Below are 19,213 nucleotides of genomic sequence, written 5' to 3' on the forward strand. Positions count from 1 at the left end.
CCCGGCAACGCGCAGCCGGGCGGAAGCGGTCCGGCTCCGCGGACGCCCGTATCACGTGCCGCGTCCCGGGAGATCCTTCCATATCGGGCCGTGCAGAAGCCTGTGCGACGACTCCTGGGACGCGAGTCGCGAGGGGACAATCCTGGACCGCTCGCCGGGCCTTGGGAAGACGCCCGCACAGACGGCCGCGCAGACGCCTGCCCACTGCATCTGCCCACTGCATCCGTACCGGCCGCGAAGGGATCTTGTGTAGCGTCGGGCAGCAGCAGAGGGCCCTGACCCCGTAGAAGGAGAACGAGATGACCGTGAGCACGCGCGTCGAGGACCGTTCCGCCATCGCAAGCCTGATGACCGGGTGGATACACCGCGACCTCGGTGAGTGGGAGCAGCTGGGTGAGCTCTTCCATTCCGACGGCACCATCGAGATCAGCTGGTTCGAAGGGCCGGCCGCCGACTTCGTGGCCGCCTCCGCCCGGATGGGCGCGTCCGACCTGCGGTCCAAGCACCAGATCGGCGGCCCGTCGATCACCTTCAACGGCGACCGGGCCCTGGTCGAGACGAGCGCGATGCTCATCGCCGAGAACGTCGCTCTCGACCTCGGCTGCACCGCCCACAACCGTTTCTGGGACCGCGTCGAGAAGCGCGACGGCGACTGGCGCATCGTCCACCGGGCGAGTGTGTACGACATGAGCTCGTTCAACTTCCTCGCGAAGGTCCAGGACATCGACGAGAGCGCCGTCCGCCGCTACCCGCGCGAGTACGCGGCCCTCGCCTACGTCCTGGAGAAGTCCGGCTACTCGGTGGCCCGTGAATTCCCCACCAGGAACAGCGAATTGGAGACCCGGATGAAGGCGGCGGGCCGGGCCTGGCTCGACGGAGCCTGAACCCCGCGCGAGACCCGTCCGAAGGCGAGCCGCGCGGCCGGGAGCGATCCGCGCCCCCTCACCGGCGGACTCCGGCGCGACGGTGACATCATGAGCGGGCCGGTCAGCAGCCCGGCGCTCAGCACACCCGCACATCATTACGGAGGAGGCCGCATGGGCCTGAACCGCCACGACCCCGAAGGCGCGATCGCCGAGTCCGCCAAGGCGTACTCGAACTGGGGGCGTTGGGGCGCGGACGACGTGCTGGGCACCCTGAACTTCCTCGACGAGGCCAAGCGCCGCGAAGGCGCGGCCCTCGTGCGCCGGGGCGCGAGTTTCTCGCTGTCGCAGAGTTTCGACATGGACGGCCCGCAGAACGGCTGGCGGCGGCGCACCAACCCCGTGCACACCATGCTCGACACCGGCACGGACGCCGTCATGGGCCACCAGGGCTTCCCGCACGGCATCGGCGGCGCCGACGACGTGATCTCGATGCCGCTGCAGTGCTCCACCCAGTGGGACGGCCTCGGCCACATCTTCGACCACGGCATCGCCTGGAACGGGCGGCCGGCGGAGCACGTCGTCACCTCCGCCGGTGACCTGGTCACCGGTATCGAGCACATGGCGCCGTACGTCGCGGGGCGCGGTGTCCTGCTGGACGTGGGCCGGTTCGTCGGAGGCGGAAAGGGCGAGCTGCCCGACGGTTTCGCCATCACCGAGGAGCAGTTGACCGACACCGCGCGGGCCCAGGGCGTCACCGTCGGACGCGGTGACATCGTGCTGGTGCGCACCGGACAGCTCACCCGCGTCCGCCGCGAAGGCTGGGGCGAGTACGCGGGCGGACCGGCCCCCGGCCTCTCCTTCACCACGGCCGGCTGGCTGCACCGTACCGAGATCGCCGCGATCGCCACCGACACCTGGGGCTTCGAGGTCCGGCCCAACGAGTTCGAGGCCGCGTTCCAGCCGCTGCACCAGGTGGTCATCCCCAACATGGGCCTCCTTGTCGGCGAGTTGTGGGATCCGGACGCACTGGCCGAGGACTGTGCCCGCGACGGTGTGTACGAGTTCTGGCTCACCGCCGCCCCGCTGCCCATCACCGGAGCCGTCGGCTCCCCGGTCAACCCGATCGCCGTCAAATAGCACGACGGCGCCTCGTGCGCCGTCCCAGCGCTCAGTGCGCGTACTCACCGAGCCCGCGCGGCACATAGGCCCCGTGCCCCGCGTGGCCGGCGTACTCACGGTTGTCGATCACCGGAACACCACGTGAGAGCACCGTCTCCACCCGGCCGGTCACCCGCTTGCCCTCGTACGCCGAGTAGTCGACGTTCATGTGATGCGTCGAGGCGGACATGACCTGCTCGGCGGCCGGGTCGTAGACCACGATGTCGGCGTCCGCGCCCGGGGTGATCGTCCCCTTCTGCGGATACAGGCCGAACATCCGCGCCGGTGCAGCGCAGGCGATCTCGATCCAGCGGCGGCGGCTGATGTGCCCGTCGACGACGGCCTGATGGAGCAGGTCCATGCGGTTCTCGACACCCGGCATACCGTTCGGGATCTTCGAGAAGTCGCCCTTCCCCAGGTCCTTCTGGCCCTTGAAGCAGAACGGGCAGTGGTCGGTCGACACCACCTGCAGGTCATTGGTGCGCAGGCCCCGCCAGAGCGCCGCCTGGTGCTCCTTCGGCCGCAGCGGCGTCGAGCACACATACTTCGCGCCCTCGAATTCGGGCTCGGCGAGATTGTCCGTCGACAGGAACAGATACTGCGGGCACGTCTCACCGAACACCGGCAGGCCCTCATGACGCGCCCGCGCGATCTCCGCCAACGCCCCCTGCGCCGACACATGCACCACATACACCGGCGCCCCAGCCACCTGCGCCAGCTTGATCACCCGGTGCGTGGCCTCCGCCTCCAGAAGCGCGTTGCGGACCTCGCCGTGATAGCGCGGGTCCCGCTCACCGCGCGCCAGTGCCTGCTCCACCAGGACATCGATCGCGAGACCGTTCTCCGCGTGCGTCATCACCAGACCGCCGTTGGACCCGGCACGCTGCATGGCCCGGAGGATCTGGCCGTCGTCGGAGAGGAACACCCCCGGGTACGCGGTGAAGAGTTTGAACGAACTGACGCCGCCCGAGACGAGCCGGTCCATCTCCTTGAGCGACGACTCGTTCACATCGGACATGATCATGTGGAAGGCGTAGTCGATCGCGCACTTCCCGTCCGCTTTCGCGTGCCAGGTGTCGAGCCCTTCACCGAGTGATCCGCCCTTGGACTGGATGGCGAAGTCGATGATGGTCGTCGTGCCGCCCCAGGCGGCCGCCCGGGTCCCGGTCTCGAAGGTGTCGGACGCGAAGGTGCCGCCGAAGGGCATCTCCATGTGCGTATGGGCGTCGACCCCGCCGGGGACCACGTACTTCCCGGTGGCGTCGATCGTACGGTCGGCGGTCCAGGCGTCCGCGGCGGCGGAGCCGTGCGCGGCGAGAGCGGCGATCCGGCCGTCCTCGATGAGGACGTCGGCGTGGGTCTCCTCCGCGGCGGTGATGACGAGACCGCCGCGGACCAAGGTGCGGGTACTCATGGTGCTCTGCTCCCTCTTTCGTACACCGGTGCGTGCTGCGGAACCCGCCGACCAGGGTCTGTCCGGTCTGTCTTCGTGGATCAGGCCGCGGCGTCCGGTGCGGTGCCTCGCATGGCGGAGGATCGCCCCCGTACTGGACGTACTGGGGTGACTCCGACAACGCCGCGAGGTGCCGTGCCGGGCGTCGCGGGCCCACGAAGACCGGCCGGACAGGACCTACCCCGCCCGCAGGGCCTGTTCGATGATGGCCGCGCCCGCTTCGGCCTCTGCGACATTGAGCGACAGCGGCGGTGCGATGCGCAGCACGCTGGTGTCGTGCCCGCCGCCCTTGCCGATGAGCAGCCCGCCCTCCCTGGCGGCCTCCAGGACGGCCGCCGCCGCCTCCGGGTTGGCCTCGTCGGTGCCGGGCTTCACCAGCTCGACGCCGATCATGAGGCCCCGGCCGCGCACTTCGCGTACGAGCGGGGAGTGCGCGCCGACGGCCCGCAGCCGTTCGAGCAGGAGGCCGCCGATCCGGCGCGCGTTGCCCTGGAGGTCGTGTTCCAGCAGATAGGTGAGGTTGGCGAGGCCCGCGGCCATGGTGACCGGGGAGCCGCCGAAGGTCGAAATGGAGTTGGCGTCCAGGCAGTTCATGACGTCGGCGCGGGCGACGACACCGCCGATGGACATGCCGTTGCCGATGCCCTTGGCGAAGGTGAGGATGTCCGGCGGGCCGTTCTCGGCGTGTGCCTGCCAGCCCCAGAAGTGGTCGCCCGTGCGCCCCCAGCCGGTCTGCACCTCGTCGGCGATCCAGAGGATGCCGTGCCGGTCGAGCACTTCGCGGAACGCGGCGTAGAGGCCGTCGGGCGGCGCGGTGAAGCCGCCGACGCCCTGGATCGGCTCGGCGATCAGGGCCGCCGCGTCATGGGTGTGGCCGAGCAGGTCCTCCAGGTCGGCGACGCACGCCTCGATGAACCGGGCGTCACTGAGCTGCGCGTACGGGCCCCGGCTGCGGACAGCGCCGTGGACGTAGAGCGTCTGGAGCGGGGAGATGCCGGTCGGCGACCAGCTGCGGTTGCCGGTGATGCCGACGCTCGTGAAGGAGCGCCCGTGGTAGCTGTTGCGCATCGCGAGGATCTGGCTGGACCTGCGGTACGCGGTGGCGAGCAGCAGCGCGGTGTCGTTGGCCTCGGTCCCCGACGTGGTGAAGAAGACACGGGCGTCCGGGATCCCGGAGAGCGTCGCGATCCGCTCGGCCAGCTCCACCATCGGCCGGTTGAGATAGAGCGTCGAGGAGTGCACGATCCGGCCGGCCTGCTCGCTGACCGCCTTGGTCACCTCGGGCAGGGCGTGCGCGGTCATGGTGGTGAGGATGCCGCCGAAGAAGTCGAGATAGCGGTTGCCGTCCGCGTCCCAGACGTACCGGCCCTCGCCATGGGTGATCTCGATGGGCTCCCGGTAGTACGTGGCGAGCCACTCGGGGAGGACGGCCCGGTGCCTGTTGTACAGATCGCTCACGGCTGCACCAGCCCGTCGTACGCGTCGGGCCTGCGGTCCCGGTAGAACGCCCACTGCTGCCTGACCTCGTCGATGAGATCCAGGTCGAGGTCGCGGACGAGGAGTTCCTCGCTCTTGTCGTCGGCGACGTCCCCGACGAACTGGCCACGGGGGTCGACGAAGTAGCTGGTGCCGTAGAAGTCGTTGTCGCCGTACTCCTCCTGGCCGACCCGGTTGATCGCGGCGATGAAGTACTCGTTGGCGACGGCGGCGGCGGGCTGCTCCAACTGCCAGAGGTGGGCGGAGAGACCGCGCGAGGTGGCCGAGGGGTTGTAGACGATCTGCGCCCCGTTCAGGCCGAGTTGGCGCCAGCCCTCGGGGAAGTGGCGGTCGTAGCAGATGTACACGCCGACCTTGCCCACGGCCGTGTCGAAGACCGGCCAGCCCGCGTTCCCCGGTTTGAAGTAGTACTTCTCCCAGAAGCCCTTGACCTGCGGGATGTGGTGTTTGCGGTACTTGCCGAGGTACGAACCGTCGGCGTCGATGACGGCCGCCGTGTTGAAGTAGAAGCCCGACTGCTCCTGCTCGAAGACCGGAACCACGATCACCATGCCGGTCTCGCGGGCGAGTTCCTGCATCCGGGTGACCGTCGGCCCGTCGGGCACGGACTCCGCCCAGCGGTAGTGCTCGGCCTCCTGCACCTGGCAGAAGTACGGGGCGTTGAAGACTTCCTGGAATCCGATGATCCGCGCACCCTGACGGGCCGCCTCGCGGGCGTGCTCCTCATGCTTGGCGATCATGGATTCGGTGTCGCCGGTCCAGGTGGCCTGGACCAGTGCGGCGCGTACGACGTGGGACATGAGCAGCTCCTTCAACAGGGCGCCACGAAGCTCTACGCACGTAGACGGGTTGCGTAGGAGGAGAACGTAAGCCCCGTCACACACTGGGGCAAGACCATCGCCGTTAACCGGCAGAGTCGATCACGTTTCGCCCCTTCATGATCACTTCGCCATCCCGCCGTGATCAGATTGCGCGCCCGCCCCCGCGTGGCGACCAGGCCAGGACCGCCCGCACACCAGGCCGGACCCACCACCGGGCGGCGCCGCGGCGGCCTGGGCGCTCAGGTCACACGGGCACCAGCGCGCAGCGCCCGGCGATCTCGTCCATGGAGAGGCCGAGCGCCGCCGCCAGCGCGGCGACCGTGAAGAAGGCGGGGGTCGGGGCCCGGCCTGTCTCGATCTTGCGGAGCGTCTCGGCCGAGATGCCCGCCGCAGCGGCCACCTCGGTCATGGTGCGCGCGCCGCGCGCCTCGCGGAGCAGACGGCCGAACCGTTCGCCGCGTGCGTGCTCTTCGGGTGTGAGAGGGGTACGGACCATGCCGTCATTCTAATACCGCTCGGACCGGTATAGTAATTGGCATGATCGAGATCAAGACAGACCTGTCCGTCGATGCGATGCGTGCGGCGGGCCGTGTGGTCGCCCAGGCCCTGGCGGCGGTACGGTCCGCCGCCCGGGTGGGAGTCACCCTGCGTACCCTCGACGCGACAGCCCACGCCGTCCTGCGCGAAGCCGGCGCCGGGTCCCCCTTCCTGGGCTACCACCCCGAATTCGCCCCCGGGCCGTTCCCCGCGGTCCTCTGCGTCTCCGTCAACGACGCGATCGTGCACGGCGTCCCGGACGACTACCGGCTCCGCGACGGTGACCTGGTCAGCGCGGACTTCGGAGCGATCCTGAACGGGTGGGCCGGGGACTCCGCCATCAGCTTCACGGTCGGTCGCCCCCGCCCCGAGGACCTGCACCTCATCGACACCGCCGAACGCGCCCTGGCTGCGGGCATCGCCGCAGCCGTGGTCGGCAACCGCATCAGCGACATCGCCCACGCGGTCGGCCGGGTCTGCCGCCGGGAGGGGTACGGCATCCCGGACGGTTTCGGCGGCCACGGCATCGGCCGTGCCATGCACGAGGACCCCGGCGTCCCGAACGAAGGCCGCCCGGGGCGCGGGGTGCCGCTGCGCCACGGCATGGCACTGGCGATCGAGCCGATGGTGATCGCCGGCGGCGGTGACGGCTACTACGCGGCCCCCGACGGCTGGACGCTGCGCACCCTGGACGGCAGCCGCGCCGCCCATGCCGAGCACACGATCGCCATCACCCACGCGGGCCCGCGCATCCTCACGGCACTCTGAGCCGCCGGCCCGGGGCCGCCCTCATGGGCGCCCGTCCGGGCGGACCACCATCGCGGAGCCGCCGCCCCGGCGGACCGGTTCCGCAGCGGCCAGCCAGCGGCCGTCCGGCAGCCGCTGCACCCCGGTCGCCGCGCCGATCTCCGGGTTGAGTGTGAACTTGTGCCCGAGTGCCTCCAGCCGGCCCCGCAACGGGCTGTTGTAGAGCGCCGGTTCGAGCTCTGTCGTCGTGGCGTTGCGCTGGCTCGCCCGTGGCGCGGCGATCGCGTCCACCAGAGGCAGCCCCCGGTCGAGATGGCCGATGAGCGTCTGGAGCACGGTGGTGATGATGGTGGCGCCGCCCGGCGATCCGACGGCCAGCACCGGCTTCCCGCCGTGCAGGACGATCGTCGGCGAGATCGACGAGCGCGGCCGCTTGCCGGGCCCCGGGAGGTTGGGGTCGGGCACGGACGGACTGGCCGGGGCGAACGAGAAGTCCGTCAGCTCGTTGTTGAGCAGGAACCCGCGGCCCGGCACGGTCATGGCACTGCCGCCCGTCTGCTCGATGGTGAGCGTGTACGCGACGACGTTGCCCCACTTGTCGGCCACCGTCAGATGGGTGGTGTTCTCGCCCTCGTACGTGGTGGGGGCCGCGCTGCCGCTGTTCCCGCACCGCTCAGGGTGGCGCGGGTCGCCGGGCGCCAGCGGGCTGGTCAGGACCGCGTTGTCCTTGATGAGGCAGGCGCGGGAGTCCGCGAAGCGCTGGGAGAGCAGTTCCTTGGTGGGTACGGATTCGAAAGCCGGGTCACCGACCCAGCGGCCCCGGTCAGCGAAGGCGATCCGGCTCGCCTCGATGTAGTGGTGCAGATACTGGACCTGCGAGGCTTTCGAAAGGTCGGTGCGCTCCAGGATGTTGAGCGCCTCGCCGACCGTCGTACCGCCGGAGGACGACGGCGCCATGCCGTACACGTCGAGACCGCGGTAGGAGGTCTCGGTGGGAGCGCGGTGCAGCGGTTCGTACGACCGCAGGTCCTTCGCGGTCAGGTCCCCGGGGCGGGCGTTGCGGGTCGAGCCGGGCGCCAGGTCCGGCTTGCGGACCGTACGTACGATGTCCTGCCCGAGGCGTCCCCGGTAGAGCTCGCCGACCCCCTTGCGGCCCAACTCCTGGTAGGTGCGGGCCAGATCGGGGTTCTTCAGCGTGGAGCCCACGGCGGGCGGCTGTCCGCCGGGCAGGAAGAGCTTCGCCGTCGCGGGGAAGTCCGCGAAGCGCGCCTGGTTGTCCTGCGTCTGACTGTGGAAGGTCGGGTCGACGGTGAAGCCGTCCGTGGCGATCCGTTCGGCCGGTTTCAGCACCGTCCCCAGCGACTTGCGGCCCCAGGAGGCGAGCGCGGAGTCCCAGGTGGCGGCGGTGCCCGGCGTGCCCACGCTCAGACCGCTGGTCACCGCGTCCGCGAAGGGCAGCGGTTTGCCGTTCTCCAGGAAGAGCGAGGAGTCGGCGGAACGCGGCGCGGTCTCGCGGCCGTCGATGGTGTGCACCCGGTGGGATCCGGCGTCGTAGTAGACGAAGTAGCCGCCACCGCCGATGCCCGCCGAGTACGGCTCGGTCACGCCGAGGGCTGCGGCCGTGGCCACCGCGGCGTCCACCGCGTTGCCGCCCTCACGGAGCACCTCGATGCCCGCGGCCGACGCGTCCTGGTCGACGCTCGACACCGCGCCGCCGTACCCGACCGCGACCGGAGTCTTCGCCGCCGTGCCCCCTCCGGGCGATCCCGCCGGCGCTCCGGCGGCGGAGGGCGGTGCGGTCGCGCCCACCGACAACAGGGCGGCAGCGACGGCCAGATACGAGAGCTTCCGGACGGTGACACGGCGCATCCATGACCTCCAGCGGAGAGACGTACGGCGCAGCGTAGCCCGCCCACCGCCCCTTCGTCATGGACACGTCGGTACCATGCCGCTCCGGACAGGACCGGACGGCCGAGGGGTATGCCACGTGAACGACGACCTACGCAACATCCTGCTCGGCGTGATCGCCGCCGGCGTCAGCGGCGCGCTCGGCTGGCTCGCGCGCACCTCGCTGTGGCGCCGCAGACTCCGCAGGAAGCAGCGCTTCTTCGGGCTGCCCCGGAACTCCGAGTGCCTGCTGGTGGTCAACCGCGAGGCGGGCGGCGACGGGGCCGTCGCCCGTAATGACGTCTTCGCGCTGCTCGAACTCTCCTCCCTCATCAAGGACTGCGGCGCACACGCCCAGATCCTGTCGGCCGACACCGCGCAGCAGGGCATCGGCGAGCGTACGGAGTTCTGCCTCGGGGGCCCCTCGTCCAACCGCCGGATGGCCGCCCACCTCCAGTCGCTGCTGCCCGGGGTCGACGTGAACACCGATGTGGACCCGGGCCCTGACCGCGCCGCCTTCCAGATCGGCAGCGAGCGCTACCGGCTGGAGAGCGGCCGGCTCGCCCATGTCCTGCTGGCCCGGCTGACCGCACAGCCCGGCGCCCGGCCGGTGTTCCTCTTCTGCGGCCAGCAGTCGATCACCAACCAGGCGGCCGCCCGCTATCTGGCCCGCAACCACGAGAAGCTGGCGCGCAAGTACGGCGACCGGTCCTTCTGCCTGCTGCTGAAGGTGGTCAACTCCCAGGCGTACGGCCCGGATGTGGTGGAACTGATGGCGGACGTCACCCGTGCGGCGCAGACCCCGATCCCGGCTCCCCGTACCTCGCACCGGGCGGATCGCTGACGGGGATGCCGCCGGGCGCGTACTCCCGGATCAGCGCCACCAGCCCGGCCGGGTCCACATCGAAGACCTGCGCCTCGATGCAGAGGCCCTGCGCCTGCTCGCTCCGGCCGAGTGACGGCGCGAGCCTGCGGTACATCGACCGCGGCCGGCAGAACCGGGGCAGCGCTTCGGCTTCCGGCGAGAAGTCCACGACGACATGGGCGCTGGTCCGGCCGCCCTCGGTGACGTCGGCGGCCGCCACGCCCGCCACCGCGGACCACGGCACGGTACGGGCGGGCCAGAGGGGCAGGTGTACGGTCAGGCCGTCGGCGCCCGGGGCCAGCCGCAGCGGCCGCACCAGATAGCCGACGAACGTAGCGGTGAAGAAGGCGAGCAGCAGTCCCGCGATCACCATCAGGGTGCCGCCGACCGCGCCGTACGCCCCTGAGACGACCGGCGGGATGGCCACCACCCAGGCGACCAGCACCACCACCGCCGCCACCGGGACCCACTGCAGCTTCCCCCTGAGCCGCAAGGTCATGTCCGTTCGCCCCCGGTCCGCGCCGTTCTCTGAATTCGTCACACGGAGAGCTTGGGACGCGGGGCGCGGTCGCGCCAGGGTTTCGCTGAATTCCGGTCAACAATTCACCGACGGCGGCGTCGCCATGCTCTCCAACACCCTCATCAGCACCAAGGGGAGCGGCACCCTCGTCGCGTACCTCTGCGACGTGGGGCCGCTCGGCCTCGGCAAGCTGGTCAGCAACGCGCCGTACACCTTCCACGGGAAGACGCCCGGCATGGCGTTCCCCGTGGACCTGGATCTGTTCTCCACGGCGTACGACGTGCCGGCGGGCCACCATCTGGCCCTGGTGACCGACACCGTCGACCCGCTGTACATCGAGCACAACCCGACCGGCGCGCAGCTGACCTTCTCCTCGCCCGAGTCCGACCTGTCGTACCTGTCGGTCCCGCTTCGCGAGAAGTGATCACCGGCTGCTGCCGGGCGGGCATGGTGCCCTACGTGCTACTGCGCACCCGGCAGCAGCGTTCCTGGTTCGGCCGGACCCGGCCGTCAGCGGACGGTCGATGACGCAAACTATCCACCCCGACAAGGGACTTCACACCCGACACGCGCTAGGTGACGATAAACCGTATTTGTATTGAAAAGCAGTGAAGTTGGTCAATTCGGGCGGCGGTCAGGCCTCTGCTGCCTCCGAGTAGACCTGTGAGAGTTCGGGTGCTCCGGTGACCGCCCAGTCGAGTCCGGCCTCGACCACATTGATCTCCCGCCCCGACGCCAGGCGGACCACCGGTGTGCCGCCCGGCAGGACGTCCCAGACCGCGCCGGGGACGGTCCTGACGATGGTGGTCCCGAGATAGAGACCCGCGTCGTTGCCCAGCCAGGGCAGCTCCTCGGGGTCGTCGCGCCAGTGCGGCGGAAGCTGGTCGAGTGCGGTCAACGAGGCCGGTGAGTCGTCGAGTTGAAGCCCTTCCTGACCGGCTCTGGCGCGCAGCAGCTCGCACTCGGCGAGCAGTTCGCCCACTCCCTGCGGGTTGTTCCGCACCGCCGTGGCGAGCGTCTCCGCGTGTTCCGTGCCGTGCCTTCTGCGCCAGTGTTCAAGGAAAGGGATATTCACACCGCTCAGCCTCGCATTCCGCCGGACAGTCGCACCAACAGGCGCGCGGATCCCCCGGCCCCGGAGGTCACCCGACAGCCTCTCAGATGTCGAGATCGACGACGACGGGAGCGTGGTCCGAAGCGCCCTTCCCCTTGCGCTCCTCCCGGTCGACATAGCTGTCCTTGACCGCAGCGGCGAAGGGCTCGTTGCCGTACACCAGGTCGATGCGCATGCCCCTGTTCTTCGGGAACGCCAGCTGCCGGTAGTCCCAGAAAGTGTACGGGCGTTCGTACTTGAGCGGGCGGGGCACCACATCGCTCAGTCCCGTCTCGCGGAGCGCGGTGAGCGCGGCCCGCTCGGCCGGGGTGACATGGGTGGCGCCCTCGAACAGCGCCGGGTCCCAGACATCCTCGTCCGCCGGGGCGACATTGAAGTCCCCGAGGACGGCGAACGGGCGCCCGCCCGCCGCGTCCGTGGCGGCCGCCGCCTTCAGCGCGGCGAGCCACTGGAGCTTGTACGTGTAGTGCGCGTGGTCGACCTCGCGGCCGTTCGGCACGTACACCGACCAGACCCGGACCGGGCCGCAGGTCGCCGAGATGGCTCGCGGCTCCTGCGTGCCCTCGTACTCCGGGCCGCCGGGCAGTCCCGTGACCACGTCGTCCAGTCCCAGCCGGGAGATCAGCGCCACCCCGTTCCACCGGCCGGTGGCGTGGACCGCCGACTCGTACCCCAGCTCACGCAGCTCGTCGGCGGGGAACTGCTCGGCGGAGCACTTGGTCTCCTGGACGCACAGCACGTCCGTGCCGGTGCTCTCCAGCCAGGCCAGCAGCCTCGGGAGACGGGCGGTGATCGAATTGACGTTCCAGGTGGCGATGCGCATGGGACCAAACCTAGCCGGTGGCACCGACAGTCACAGGTCCGTGGCGTCGCCCGGCATCAGACGGGTGTGGCCGGCGCCGCCGAGGTTGCCGATGTGTGTGTCGTACACACCGCGCGCCAGATCCTTGAGCAGCACGTCATGGATGTCGATGGCGCGCTGCGGCCGCACCTCGCGCACGTAGTCGATCACCTCGGAGATCTTGTTCCACGGGGCGTGCACCGGAAGCATCAGCGTCTCGACCGGCTGGTCGGGAACGGTGAAGGCGTCGCCCGGATGGAAGACCGAACCGTCCACCAGGTAACCGACGTTGGTGATCCGCGGCAGATCCGGGTGGATCACCGCGTGCAGTTCGCCGTGCACCTGGACGCCGAACCCGGCGGCCTCGAAGGTGTCGCCGTGGCCGACGGTGTGGACCCGGCCGGGGAACGCCGCGGAGAGCTGCTCGGCGACGCTGCGAAGGGTCCAGATCTCGGCGGCCGGGTTCGCCTCCATCCCGGCGCGCAGCCGGTTCTCGTCGAAGTGGTCGGGGTGCTCGTGCGTCACGAGAATGGCGTCGGCGCCCAGCGCCGCGTCCTCCTCGCTGAACCCGCCGGGATCGATGACGAGCGTCCGCCCGTCCTTCTCCAGCCGGACACAGGCGTGGGTCTTCTTCGTCAGTTTGATCGTCATACCCACCATCCTGCTACGCCTCGGGGGTGGTCTCCTGCTGGATCACGGCCCTGGCCACCTCGAAGGCGGAATTCGCCGCGGGAACACCGCAGTAGACCGCCGTCTGGAGCAGCACTTCCTTGATCTCCGTGGGGGTGAGTCCGTTGCGCAGGGCCGCACGGACATGGGAGGCCAGCTCCTGCGGATGCCCGCCGGCGACCAGCGCCGTCAGGGTCACCACGCTGCGAGTGCGGCGGTCGAGCCCGTCCCGGGTCCAGACCTCCCCCCAGGCGTACCGGGTGATCAGCTCCTGGAAGTCCCCGGTGAACGCGTCGGCCGCGGCCTCCACCCGGTCCACATGGGCGTCGCCCAGCACCTCCCGGCGTACCTTGATGCCCGCGTCGTACGGGTCGGGGCGCCCGGCTGGCACGGCGTCCGGCTGGGGCGCCGCGGGGGCGATCTCGGCGATGGGAGCCACCGGGACCGAGAGGCCCGGCACGTGCGGCGGCACCGGAATCGACGGCGAGGTGGTCGAGGTGGTCGACGAGGCGTTGTCCTGCCACCCGGTGGAGAAGTGCCGTACCAGCAGATCGGTTACGGCCGCGGGCTGCTCGACCGGCGCCAGATGGGAGGCGGCCGGGACCATCGCGAGCCGCGCGTCCGGTATGCCCGCCACCAGGGTGCGGGCATCCCCGGGTCCGGTCACCCGGTCCTCGGCGCCGACGACGACGAGGGTCGGCACGCCGATCCGGCCGAGTTCAGTGCGGATGTCGAAGGCCGCCAGAGCCTCGCAGGCCGCGATGTAGCACCCGGGGTCGGTGGTGCGGACCATCTGCACGGCCCACTCCACGATGGCCGGCTGCGCCGTCGCGAAGCCGTGCGTGAACCACCGCTCGGGGGCGCTGCGCGCCATCGGGTCGAGCCCGTTGGTGCGGACGATCACTCCGCGCTGGCGGAACTCGTCCGCCGTACCGAACCGGGGCGAGGCGGCGACCAGCGCCAGCGAGGCGACCCGCTCCGGGTGGCGCAGGGCCAGCTCCATGCCGATCGCGCCGCCGATGGAGCACCCCGCGTAACCGAAGCGCTGCACGCCGAGCTCGTCGAGCGTGGCGAGGAGCCGCTCGGCGATCCCGGCGACCGAGGGGACGGGGTGGGCGGGGGCGCCGCCGTGGCCGGGCAGGTCGAAGCGCAGGACACGCCAGGTCCTGGACAGCTCGGGCGTCTGCCGGTCCCACATGTGCCATGTGGTACCCAGTGAGGGACCCAGGACCAGGACCGGGGCGCCTTCTGGCCCGTCAAAGCGGTACTGGAGGGTCTGCTGCGTCGTCTCGCTCATCCGGCTCACGCTCTCATATCTCACAATCTCTCACGACGCCCGGTATGTCGTCTCCGGAGGACCCATGCAGTCCGCCCCACACTGTGGCAGCTCCACGAAGACCCTCCACACCCGGCGTGACGTACCGCCTCTTGGCGGTCCGGACGTTCGTGTCTCCCGCACACCGAGCCAACACGTGGTCCGGAACACCCATGTCGGCGAGGTATGTGAAACAGGACGCCCGGGCGTCGTACAGGCGCACCTGGCGTAGCCCCAGAAGCACCATGCTCCCGTATGCTCGCCGGCGGAGTTGCTTGATGCTCCGAGCCTCCCCCATCTCGTCCACCAGGACGTAGCCGGAGTCAAGCTAGCCAGGTCCGAGGGCCAGCTTCTCCTTGGCCCGGAGAGACTTGAACGACCGGAGCGCGTCCCGGACCGGAGCTGGCAAGGGAAGCTCGCGCTATCCGGCCATCGACTTAGTATTTTTCTCCACCACCGTCTCATTCCCCATCATCGTGCGGGTATTGGCGATGCCGATGGTTCCGGATTCCAAGTCGACATCCCCCAACGGAATCCGCAGACTTCTGCCGGGCGGAGACCCATGAGGGAAAGCAGGAGCGGTGCGCAGAGCCTGTCCGCTCTGATTCCCTGCACGAACACATGGACCTCCGCGACGTCCCAAGGTTTCAGTCCGCCTTGGTCCTCCGCTCCTCCTTTCGAGCCCGACGCGGAATCGTAAGATGCTGAGCCACATTCATAGGGACAAGCCGCTTGGATACCGCGTTTCAGGCACTCTTCAAGTCGCGCGATACCCAGGGCGCCTATTGGCGCGAGGAGCCGGTGTGCCGCCGGCAACGGGCACCGGGCGGTTGCGAGCAATGGTCAAGACCCGTGGATGGCCGTGCGGGACGGCGGTCACGACCGCTTTCCCTTCAGGTCAGCGGGGCCTGACCTTCCACGACCGGATCCGGGAGAGGAATCCCTTGCCTGGCCTACGCGCCGTAGCCGGGGCAGGCCAGGCGGCTGGTGTGAGGTCCCGGTAGCCCAGAACATCGTCGAAGACCGCCGTCCAGTTGACGCCGGCAAGCAGCACCACGGGCTGAAGAGACGTCAGCTGGCGGTTGACGTGGGTCATCTCGCCCTGCGCTGCCGCGCATTTCTTGCACGTGGCGATGTGGTCGGCGACCTTGCGTGCCTCGCGCCTGCCCAGGCTTCCCCGGGTGTACGCCGCGAGCCTCGCCTCGTCCTCACCGCACGTCGAATACGTCATCACCGCAGTCAGGTAGGCGTGGGAGAGAGCCTCCCGGGCCCGGTGCGCAGCGACAGAAGTCGCGTTGGGCGTCAGTCCCAGCATGGGTGCGACCTGTGAAGCCGGAAGGTCGTGCATCACCGTCAGTGCCAGGATCTGCTGGACGTGTTCGGGCAGCCGGTTGAGCGTCTCACGCGCGATCAGGACGTCCTCGACACGGCTCTGCTCCTCTCCCCACACGTTGACCGGCACAACGGCTGCGCTGATGCCGCTGTCGAAGACCAGGGGGAGATCCTGCGCGTGGCCATCACGCAGAAGGTTGTGCAGCACGGTGAACAGGTACGCCTTCGGATACTCGCGAGGTCCCTTTCCCTTGCGCAGCGCCGCGAGGGTGCGCGCGAAGCACTCGGCCGCCAGATCCTCGGCCTGGCCCGGATCCGGGGCCCGCCGTGCCGCGTAGGCACGCAGCAGGTCGACGTGCCGGAGGTAGAAGCAGGCGTAGGCGTCCTCGTCCCCGTCACGGGCCCGGGCGATGAGGGCCGTGTCGTCGAGGTGTTCCACCGCATGGGAGGGCGGGTCTTCGTAGGTCGTCACATACACAGAGACCGCGCGGACGCTTGCCTCTTACGCCGGTTCACAAAAAAATCTTCGCAACGCTGTAAGAGGAGACGCTGCCCCGGGTCTCAGACGGCATGAACATCACTCTCATCGTCGCCGCGGTCCCCGCATGCGCCGTCACCACGATCGCCGCACTCGCCATCGTCGGACCAGCCGCCCTCCGCCAGCGCGCCCTGGCCGTCCTGACCATCCTGCTTCACTCCCCCGCCGGCCCCGAACAGCTGCCCGACCACCCCGACACCCCGCCCCCGGGCGGCGTCGACCCCGCCTCAAACGATTCGGCCCGATAGCCCCCAGGGGAGCGCACCTGCGGGCGTTCTTACCCGCCGCGTTGCATCGAGGTCGTCCGGGTGCGGTCGGCCCGCGTCGCCTTCACCTCCGTCGAGCGGCGCGGCTGGAGGGCTGGGCTCCGCCCCCGAAATCACCGAAGTGGTGAAGGGGCATCGTGGGCGCGCTGCGCCGCTTGCTGGATCTCGTTGCGGGACAGCGGGGCCCAGGGCAGTCGACACCGGGGCGCGGGTGTGGCCTTCGGCACGGACGACGGTGAGGAAAGTGTGGGTGAGCATGGCGAGGGGCGGCCAGTTCGATGACTGCCCAATCGTAGAAGCGGTCCCTTGGCGCCAGCCTCTCCATGCAGCTTCTGCCAGGCCCTCTTCGGCGCCTTCCCGGCCAGGACATCTGCACGGAGCATCCCTGTACCGGTGGTGACTTCACGACCAGTGGTATTCGGTGACGCTTCCTCCGGTCACGGTGAGGGTGCCGTGTGGTGTGGTTGCGTCGAGCCACACGGTGTATTCGCCTGCGGTGAGCGGGGAGATGACCAGGCAGTGGATGGTGCGGTCTGCGAGGTGACGGGGCCGGACGGCAGCGTGGGTGCGGCGGTCCGGCTCATCCGTGGGGCTGACTTCGATTTCCAGACCGTCGTGTTCGGCGCGGGTGTGGATGATTACGGCGCCGGTGTCGGCTCCGATGTCGAGGACGACGCTGCCCTCGGTGGACGGTGCGGGCAGGGGCGCGTGGGTGTGGACGTCTGTCATGGCTGACTCCGTGTGGGTCGTGGGGACAGCTGGCGCCGCGCGCCGCGGCAGGAGTGGTGGCGGCACCAGCTGTTCGTCCGGGTGACGTGCGGGCGGGGGTCAGGCGGAGGGGTGGTGGTATCCGTCGTAGGGGACGCCGAGGTAGGGGAACTTGTTGAGGTAGGGGTTCTTCACGTCGTCGGGTGTCAACCCGTCGGTGACCTGTCCTGCTGCGGGGTCAGGGGTGTAGGTCTTGTCGACGAGCGGGACGGTGACTCCGGCGAGTGCGCGCAGTTCGACAGTGACGACGTCGTCGAACACGCGTCGGCCGTTGGGGAATCCGGCCGCGTCACCTGCGATGAGGCCCAGGATGTCGGGCTTGGTTGTGGGCGGCACCGCGACATTGAGGCGGAGCATGTCGGCCTGTGTGTCCCCGGTGTGGTTCTGGAAGCCTGGAACGACTCCGTCGGGGATGCCGGTCAGCAAGATCGCGAGGAGGTCGGCGCGCGCTTTGCCCGAGGCGTTGAGGGCGGCCAGCTTCGGAAAGACGCCGGGGTAGAGGGTGGGCAGGAGTTTGGCCAGCTCGGGGTGGGCGACGTACGTCGCGAAGCGCTTGTCCTGCGAGGGTGGCAGCGTGTTCCAGAGGTCCTTCTTACCGAGCGGGACGAGGACTTCGTTGAAGAGCGGGTTGCCGAGGCGGGAGACCTGGACGAACGGACCCGTTTCGTGGTCGGTGGCCTTTCCGGGCGACAGTACGCGGGCCTGTCGCCGGCTTGCCGTGGTCCACACACCGATCGTGGCCCTGGGGTCCTTGACGTCCCGGCCCCGCCAGCCGCGGCGCGTCAGTTCGGTGATCGGGACCTGCAGGGCCAGCGTGTGGACGTTGAGTTCCTTGGTGGTGTTGACGCCGTCCGCGGGCTGGGTGAAGACGCTCATGCCGAACTGGTTGTGCAGGTTCTGGAACGGCCTCAGGTTTCCGAGGTCGAAGATGGAACCGAGGTCTACGTAGAACCCTTCGGCGCGCTGGCCGGCGAAGACCTTGCGGCTGCGGCCGGCGCTGTGGACGGCCTTCGCGGCAAGTCCGGCGTAGTGCGGGGTGGAGAGCGGGCCGATGTTGCACGGAGGGCACTTCAGGTCGCGGCCCAGGACTGTGGTGCGTCCGCCTCGTTCGACGCGGGTGAGCGTGTAGCTCTGGTGGCGGTTCCAGTTGGGTGAGTCGAGGCTCAGGATCGGCCCGGTGTTGTAGAGGAAGCTGTCGGGGTTGCGCAGGCGGGTGGTGAACCGGAACTGGTAGGTCACATCCGGGCAGCCGTCGCCATCGTTGTCGATGTGGATCTCGTACAGGACGTCGTCGCCGAACTCGTAGAAGTTCGGTCCGCCCGCAGGGTTCTGGAGCGGAATGTAGTTGGCGATCAGAGTGACGCTGTCGGGCTGATCAGGGCTGACGAACGCATACACGTCCGTGCTGTCGGCGACGGGGTCCTTGGAGATCTCGGGTGCTTCGCGGTGGGAAGACATCGAATGCCTCACAGAGTTGGGTGCGGCCTGGGTCGCCGCGGGTGGTGGACGCAGCTGGGTTGCGGGGAACCCGTGGTTCAGCGGAGGTTGCGCATGATGGCCTCGGCCAGTCCACGGTCGACTACCTCGGTGTGCTGGTCACCGTGGAAGATGTCGGCTGCCCCGGTCATCGCGTTGCGAAGGTGCACCACCACCTGCTGGTCATCCCGACCGGCGGTGCCCGCCACTGACGGCGCGGTGATCGGGCCGCCCTGAGGCTGATCCGCAGCGGCGCTGCCGGCAGCGCCGAGGACCAGCACGGAGGCAGCTCCGGCACCCACGACGGCAGTGTTCTTCATCAGCCCCCGTCGCGAGAGCGGGGTCGTCTGCCCAGGTTCTGCCGGCTCGGATACTGAGATCTCTTCGGACATGAATACTCCCTGTTCCGGATGGGGATGGGGCGAGTCTGCATGCACGGGTGTGCACCTCAATGCGCGAGCAGAGGTGAAGTGGTGTCCCGTGATGGAAGGAGAACGCGCCGGATCCGACGCGAACGGCCGCCGTCGGCAGAGGGAGACGGCC

19 protein-coding genes and 2 pseudogenes are annotated in these 19,213 nt (G+C 69.6%); 6 read left to right on the top strand and 15 right to left on the bottom strand.

Going from position 1 to position 19,213, the window contains the following annotated elements; all coding sequences use genetic code 11:
* Window positions 1-299: 299 nt before the first annotated feature.
* A complete protein-coding gene (locus OG385_RS02710) occupies window positions 300-884 on the top strand; it encodes a nuclear transport factor 2 family protein (protein WP_266851474.1) in 585 nt (194 codons plus the stop codon).
* A 153-nt stretch (window positions 885-1,037) separates the two neighbouring features.
* Entirely contained in the window at window positions 1,038-2,003 is a 966-nt protein-coding gene (locus OG385_RS02715; RefSeq protein ID WP_266851476.1) for a cyclase family protein, read from the top strand.
* Between the two features lie 31 nt (window positions 2,004-2,034).
* Here the strand turns inward: OG385_RS02715 and hydA are convergent, their stop codons facing one another.
* The 4 genes from hydA to OG385_RS02735 form a co-directional block, all read right to left on the bottom strand.
* Window positions 2,035-3,438, bottom strand: coding sequence for a dihydropyrimidinase (hydA, locus tag OG385_RS02720; protein ID WP_266851478.1), 1,404 nt, complete (start codon window positions 3,436-3,438; stop codon window positions 2,035-2,037).
* A 216-nt stretch (window positions 3,439-3,654) separates the two neighbouring features.
* A complete protein-coding gene (locus OG385_RS02725) occupies window positions 3,655-4,935 on the bottom strand; it encodes an aspartate aminotransferase family protein (RefSeq protein ID WP_266851479.1) in 1,281 nt (426 codons plus the stop codon).
* The gene (locus OG385_RS02730; protein ID WP_266851481.1) at window positions 4,932-5,774 is read right to left on the bottom strand and encodes a nitrilase-related carbon-nitrogen hydrolase; all 843 of its coding nucleotides are present in this window, start codon (window positions 5,772-5,774) and stop codon (window positions 4,932-4,934) included. Before OG385_RS02730 ends, OG385_RS02725 begins: the two co-directional genes overlap by 4 nt.
* A 265-nt stretch (window positions 5,775-6,039) precedes the next feature.
* Window positions 6,040-6,291 carry a helix-turn-helix domain-containing protein gene (locus OG385_RS02735; RefSeq protein WP_266851482.1) on the bottom strand — a complete coding sequence of 84 codons (252 nt, stop codon included), beginning with the start codon at window positions 6,289-6,291 and terminating at the stop codon, window positions 6,040-6,042.
* A gap of 41 nt (window positions 6,292-6,332) precedes the next feature.
* On the opposite strand from OG385_RS02735, the gene map reads away from it, so the two are divergent.
* A complete protein-coding gene (gene map / locus OG385_RS02740) occupies window positions 6,333-7,100 on the top strand; it encodes a type I methionyl aminopeptidase (RefSeq protein ID WP_266851484.1) in 768 nt (255 codons plus the stop codon).
* Between the two features lie 21 nt (window positions 7,101-7,121).
* On the opposite strand, the gene ggt is transcribed toward map, so the two are convergent.
* Window positions 7,122-8,948, bottom strand: coding sequence for a gamma-glutamyltransferase (gene ggt / locus OG385_RS02745; protein ID WP_266851485.1), 1,827 nt, complete (start codon window positions 8,946-8,948; stop codon window positions 7,122-7,124).
* Window positions 8,949-9,066: 118 nt separating this feature from the next.
* Between ggt and OG385_RS02750 the strand changes: the two genes are divergently transcribed.
* Window positions 9,067-9,810 carry a hypothetical protein gene (locus tag OG385_RS02750; RefSeq protein ID WP_266851487.1) on the top strand — a complete coding sequence of 248 codons (744 nt, stop codon included), beginning with the start codon at window positions 9,067-9,069 and terminating at the stop codon, window positions 9,808-9,810.
* Here the strand turns inward: OG385_RS02750 and OG385_RS02755 are convergent.
* A complete protein-coding gene (locus tag OG385_RS02755; protein WP_266851489.1) occupies window positions 9,749-10,372 on the bottom strand; it encodes a hypothetical protein in 624 nt (207 codons plus the stop codon). The two genes, OG385_RS02750 and OG385_RS02755, sit on opposite strands and share 62 nt — an antisense overlap.
* A gap of 94 nt (window positions 10,373-10,466) precedes the next feature.
* Between OG385_RS02755 and OG385_RS02760 the strand changes: the two are divergent.
* Window positions 10,467-10,775: pseudogene (locus tag OG385_RS02760) on the top strand (CocE/NonD family hydrolase C-terminal non-catalytic domain-containing protein); the annotation flags it as partial.
* Window positions 10,776-10,985: 210 nt separating this feature from the next.
* Here the strand turns inward: OG385_RS02760 and OG385_RS02765 are convergent.
* The 5 genes from OG385_RS02765 to OG385_RS02785 all read right to left on the bottom strand — a co-directional run bounded on the left by OG385_RS02765 (window position 10,986) and on the right by OG385_RS02785 (window position 16,094).
* Window positions 10,986-11,426, bottom strand: coding sequence for a DUF6278 family protein (locus tag OG385_RS02765; protein ID WP_266851491.1), 441 nt, complete (start codon window positions 11,424-11,426; stop codon window positions 10,986-10,988).
* An 82-nt stretch (window positions 11,427-11,508) separates the two neighbouring features.
* On the bottom strand, window positions 11,509-12,288 hold the full coding sequence (locus OG385_RS02770; RefSeq protein WP_266851493.1) for an exodeoxyribonuclease III: 780 nt from the start codon (window positions 12,286-12,288) through the stop codon (window positions 11,509-11,511).
* Window positions 12,289-12,318: 30 nt separating this feature from the next.
* Complete coding sequence (locus OG385_RS02775; RefSeq protein ID WP_266851495.1) at window positions 12,319-12,966, bottom strand: MBL fold metallo-hydrolase; 648 nt, start codon at window positions 12,964-12,966, stop codon at window positions 12,319-12,321.
* A gap of 4 nt (window positions 12,967-12,970) precedes the next feature.
* Window positions 12,971-14,272 (bottom strand): 4-carboxymuconolactone decarboxylase, encoded by a 1,302-nt coding sequence (gene pcaC, locus OG385_RS02780; protein WP_266851496.1) that lies wholly within the window; start codon window positions 14,270-14,272, stop codon window positions 12,971-12,973.
* Between the two features lie 916 nt (window positions 14,273-15,188).
* The gene (locus OG385_RS02785; protein WP_266851498.1) at window positions 15,189-16,094 is read right to left on the bottom strand and encodes an RNA polymerase sigma factor; all 906 of its coding nucleotides are present in this window, start codon (window positions 16,092-16,094) and stop codon (window positions 15,189-15,191) included.
* Window positions 16,095-16,192: 98 nt separating this feature from the next.
* Here OG385_RS02785 and OG385_RS02790 point away from each other — a divergent pair, with 98 nt between their 5' ends.
* Complete coding sequence (locus tag OG385_RS02790; protein WP_266851499.1) at window positions 16,193-16,408, top strand: hypothetical protein; 216 nt, start codon at window positions 16,193-16,195, stop codon at window positions 16,406-16,408.
* A gap of 277 nt (window positions 16,409-16,685) precedes the next feature.
* Here OG385_RS02790 and OG385_RS02795 read toward each other — a convergent pair.
* The 4 genes and pseudogenes from OG385_RS02795 to OG385_RS02810 form a co-directional block, all read right to left on the bottom strand.
* Window positions 16,686-16,830: pseudogene (locus OG385_RS02795) on the bottom strand (IS701 family transposase); the annotation flags it as partial.
* A complete protein-coding gene (locus tag OG385_RS02800) occupies window positions 16,829-17,155 on the bottom strand; it encodes a hypothetical protein (protein WP_266851501.1) in 327 nt (108 codons plus the stop codon). The gene OG385_RS02800 and the pseudogene OG385_RS02795, both read right to left, overlap by 2 nt.
* Before the next feature lie 99 nt (window positions 17,156-17,254).
* Complete coding sequence (locus tag OG385_RS02805) at window positions 17,255-18,652, bottom strand: DUF4331 domain-containing protein (RefSeq protein ID WP_266851503.1); 1,398 nt, start codon at window positions 18,650-18,652, stop codon at window positions 17,255-17,257.
* Window positions 18,653-18,729: 77 nt separating this feature from the next.
* Window positions 18,730-18,972, bottom strand: coding sequence for a hypothetical protein (locus OG385_RS02810; RefSeq protein ID WP_266851505.1), 243 nt, complete (start codon window positions 18,970-18,972; stop codon window positions 18,730-18,732).
* Window positions 18,973-19,213 lie beyond the last annotated feature (241 nt).

Origin of the sequence: Streptomyces sp. NBC_01306 (genome assembly GCF_026340465.1) — a bacterium.
Taxonomy (GTDB): Bacteria; Actinomycetota; Actinomycetes; order Streptomycetales; family Streptomycetaceae; genus Streptomyces.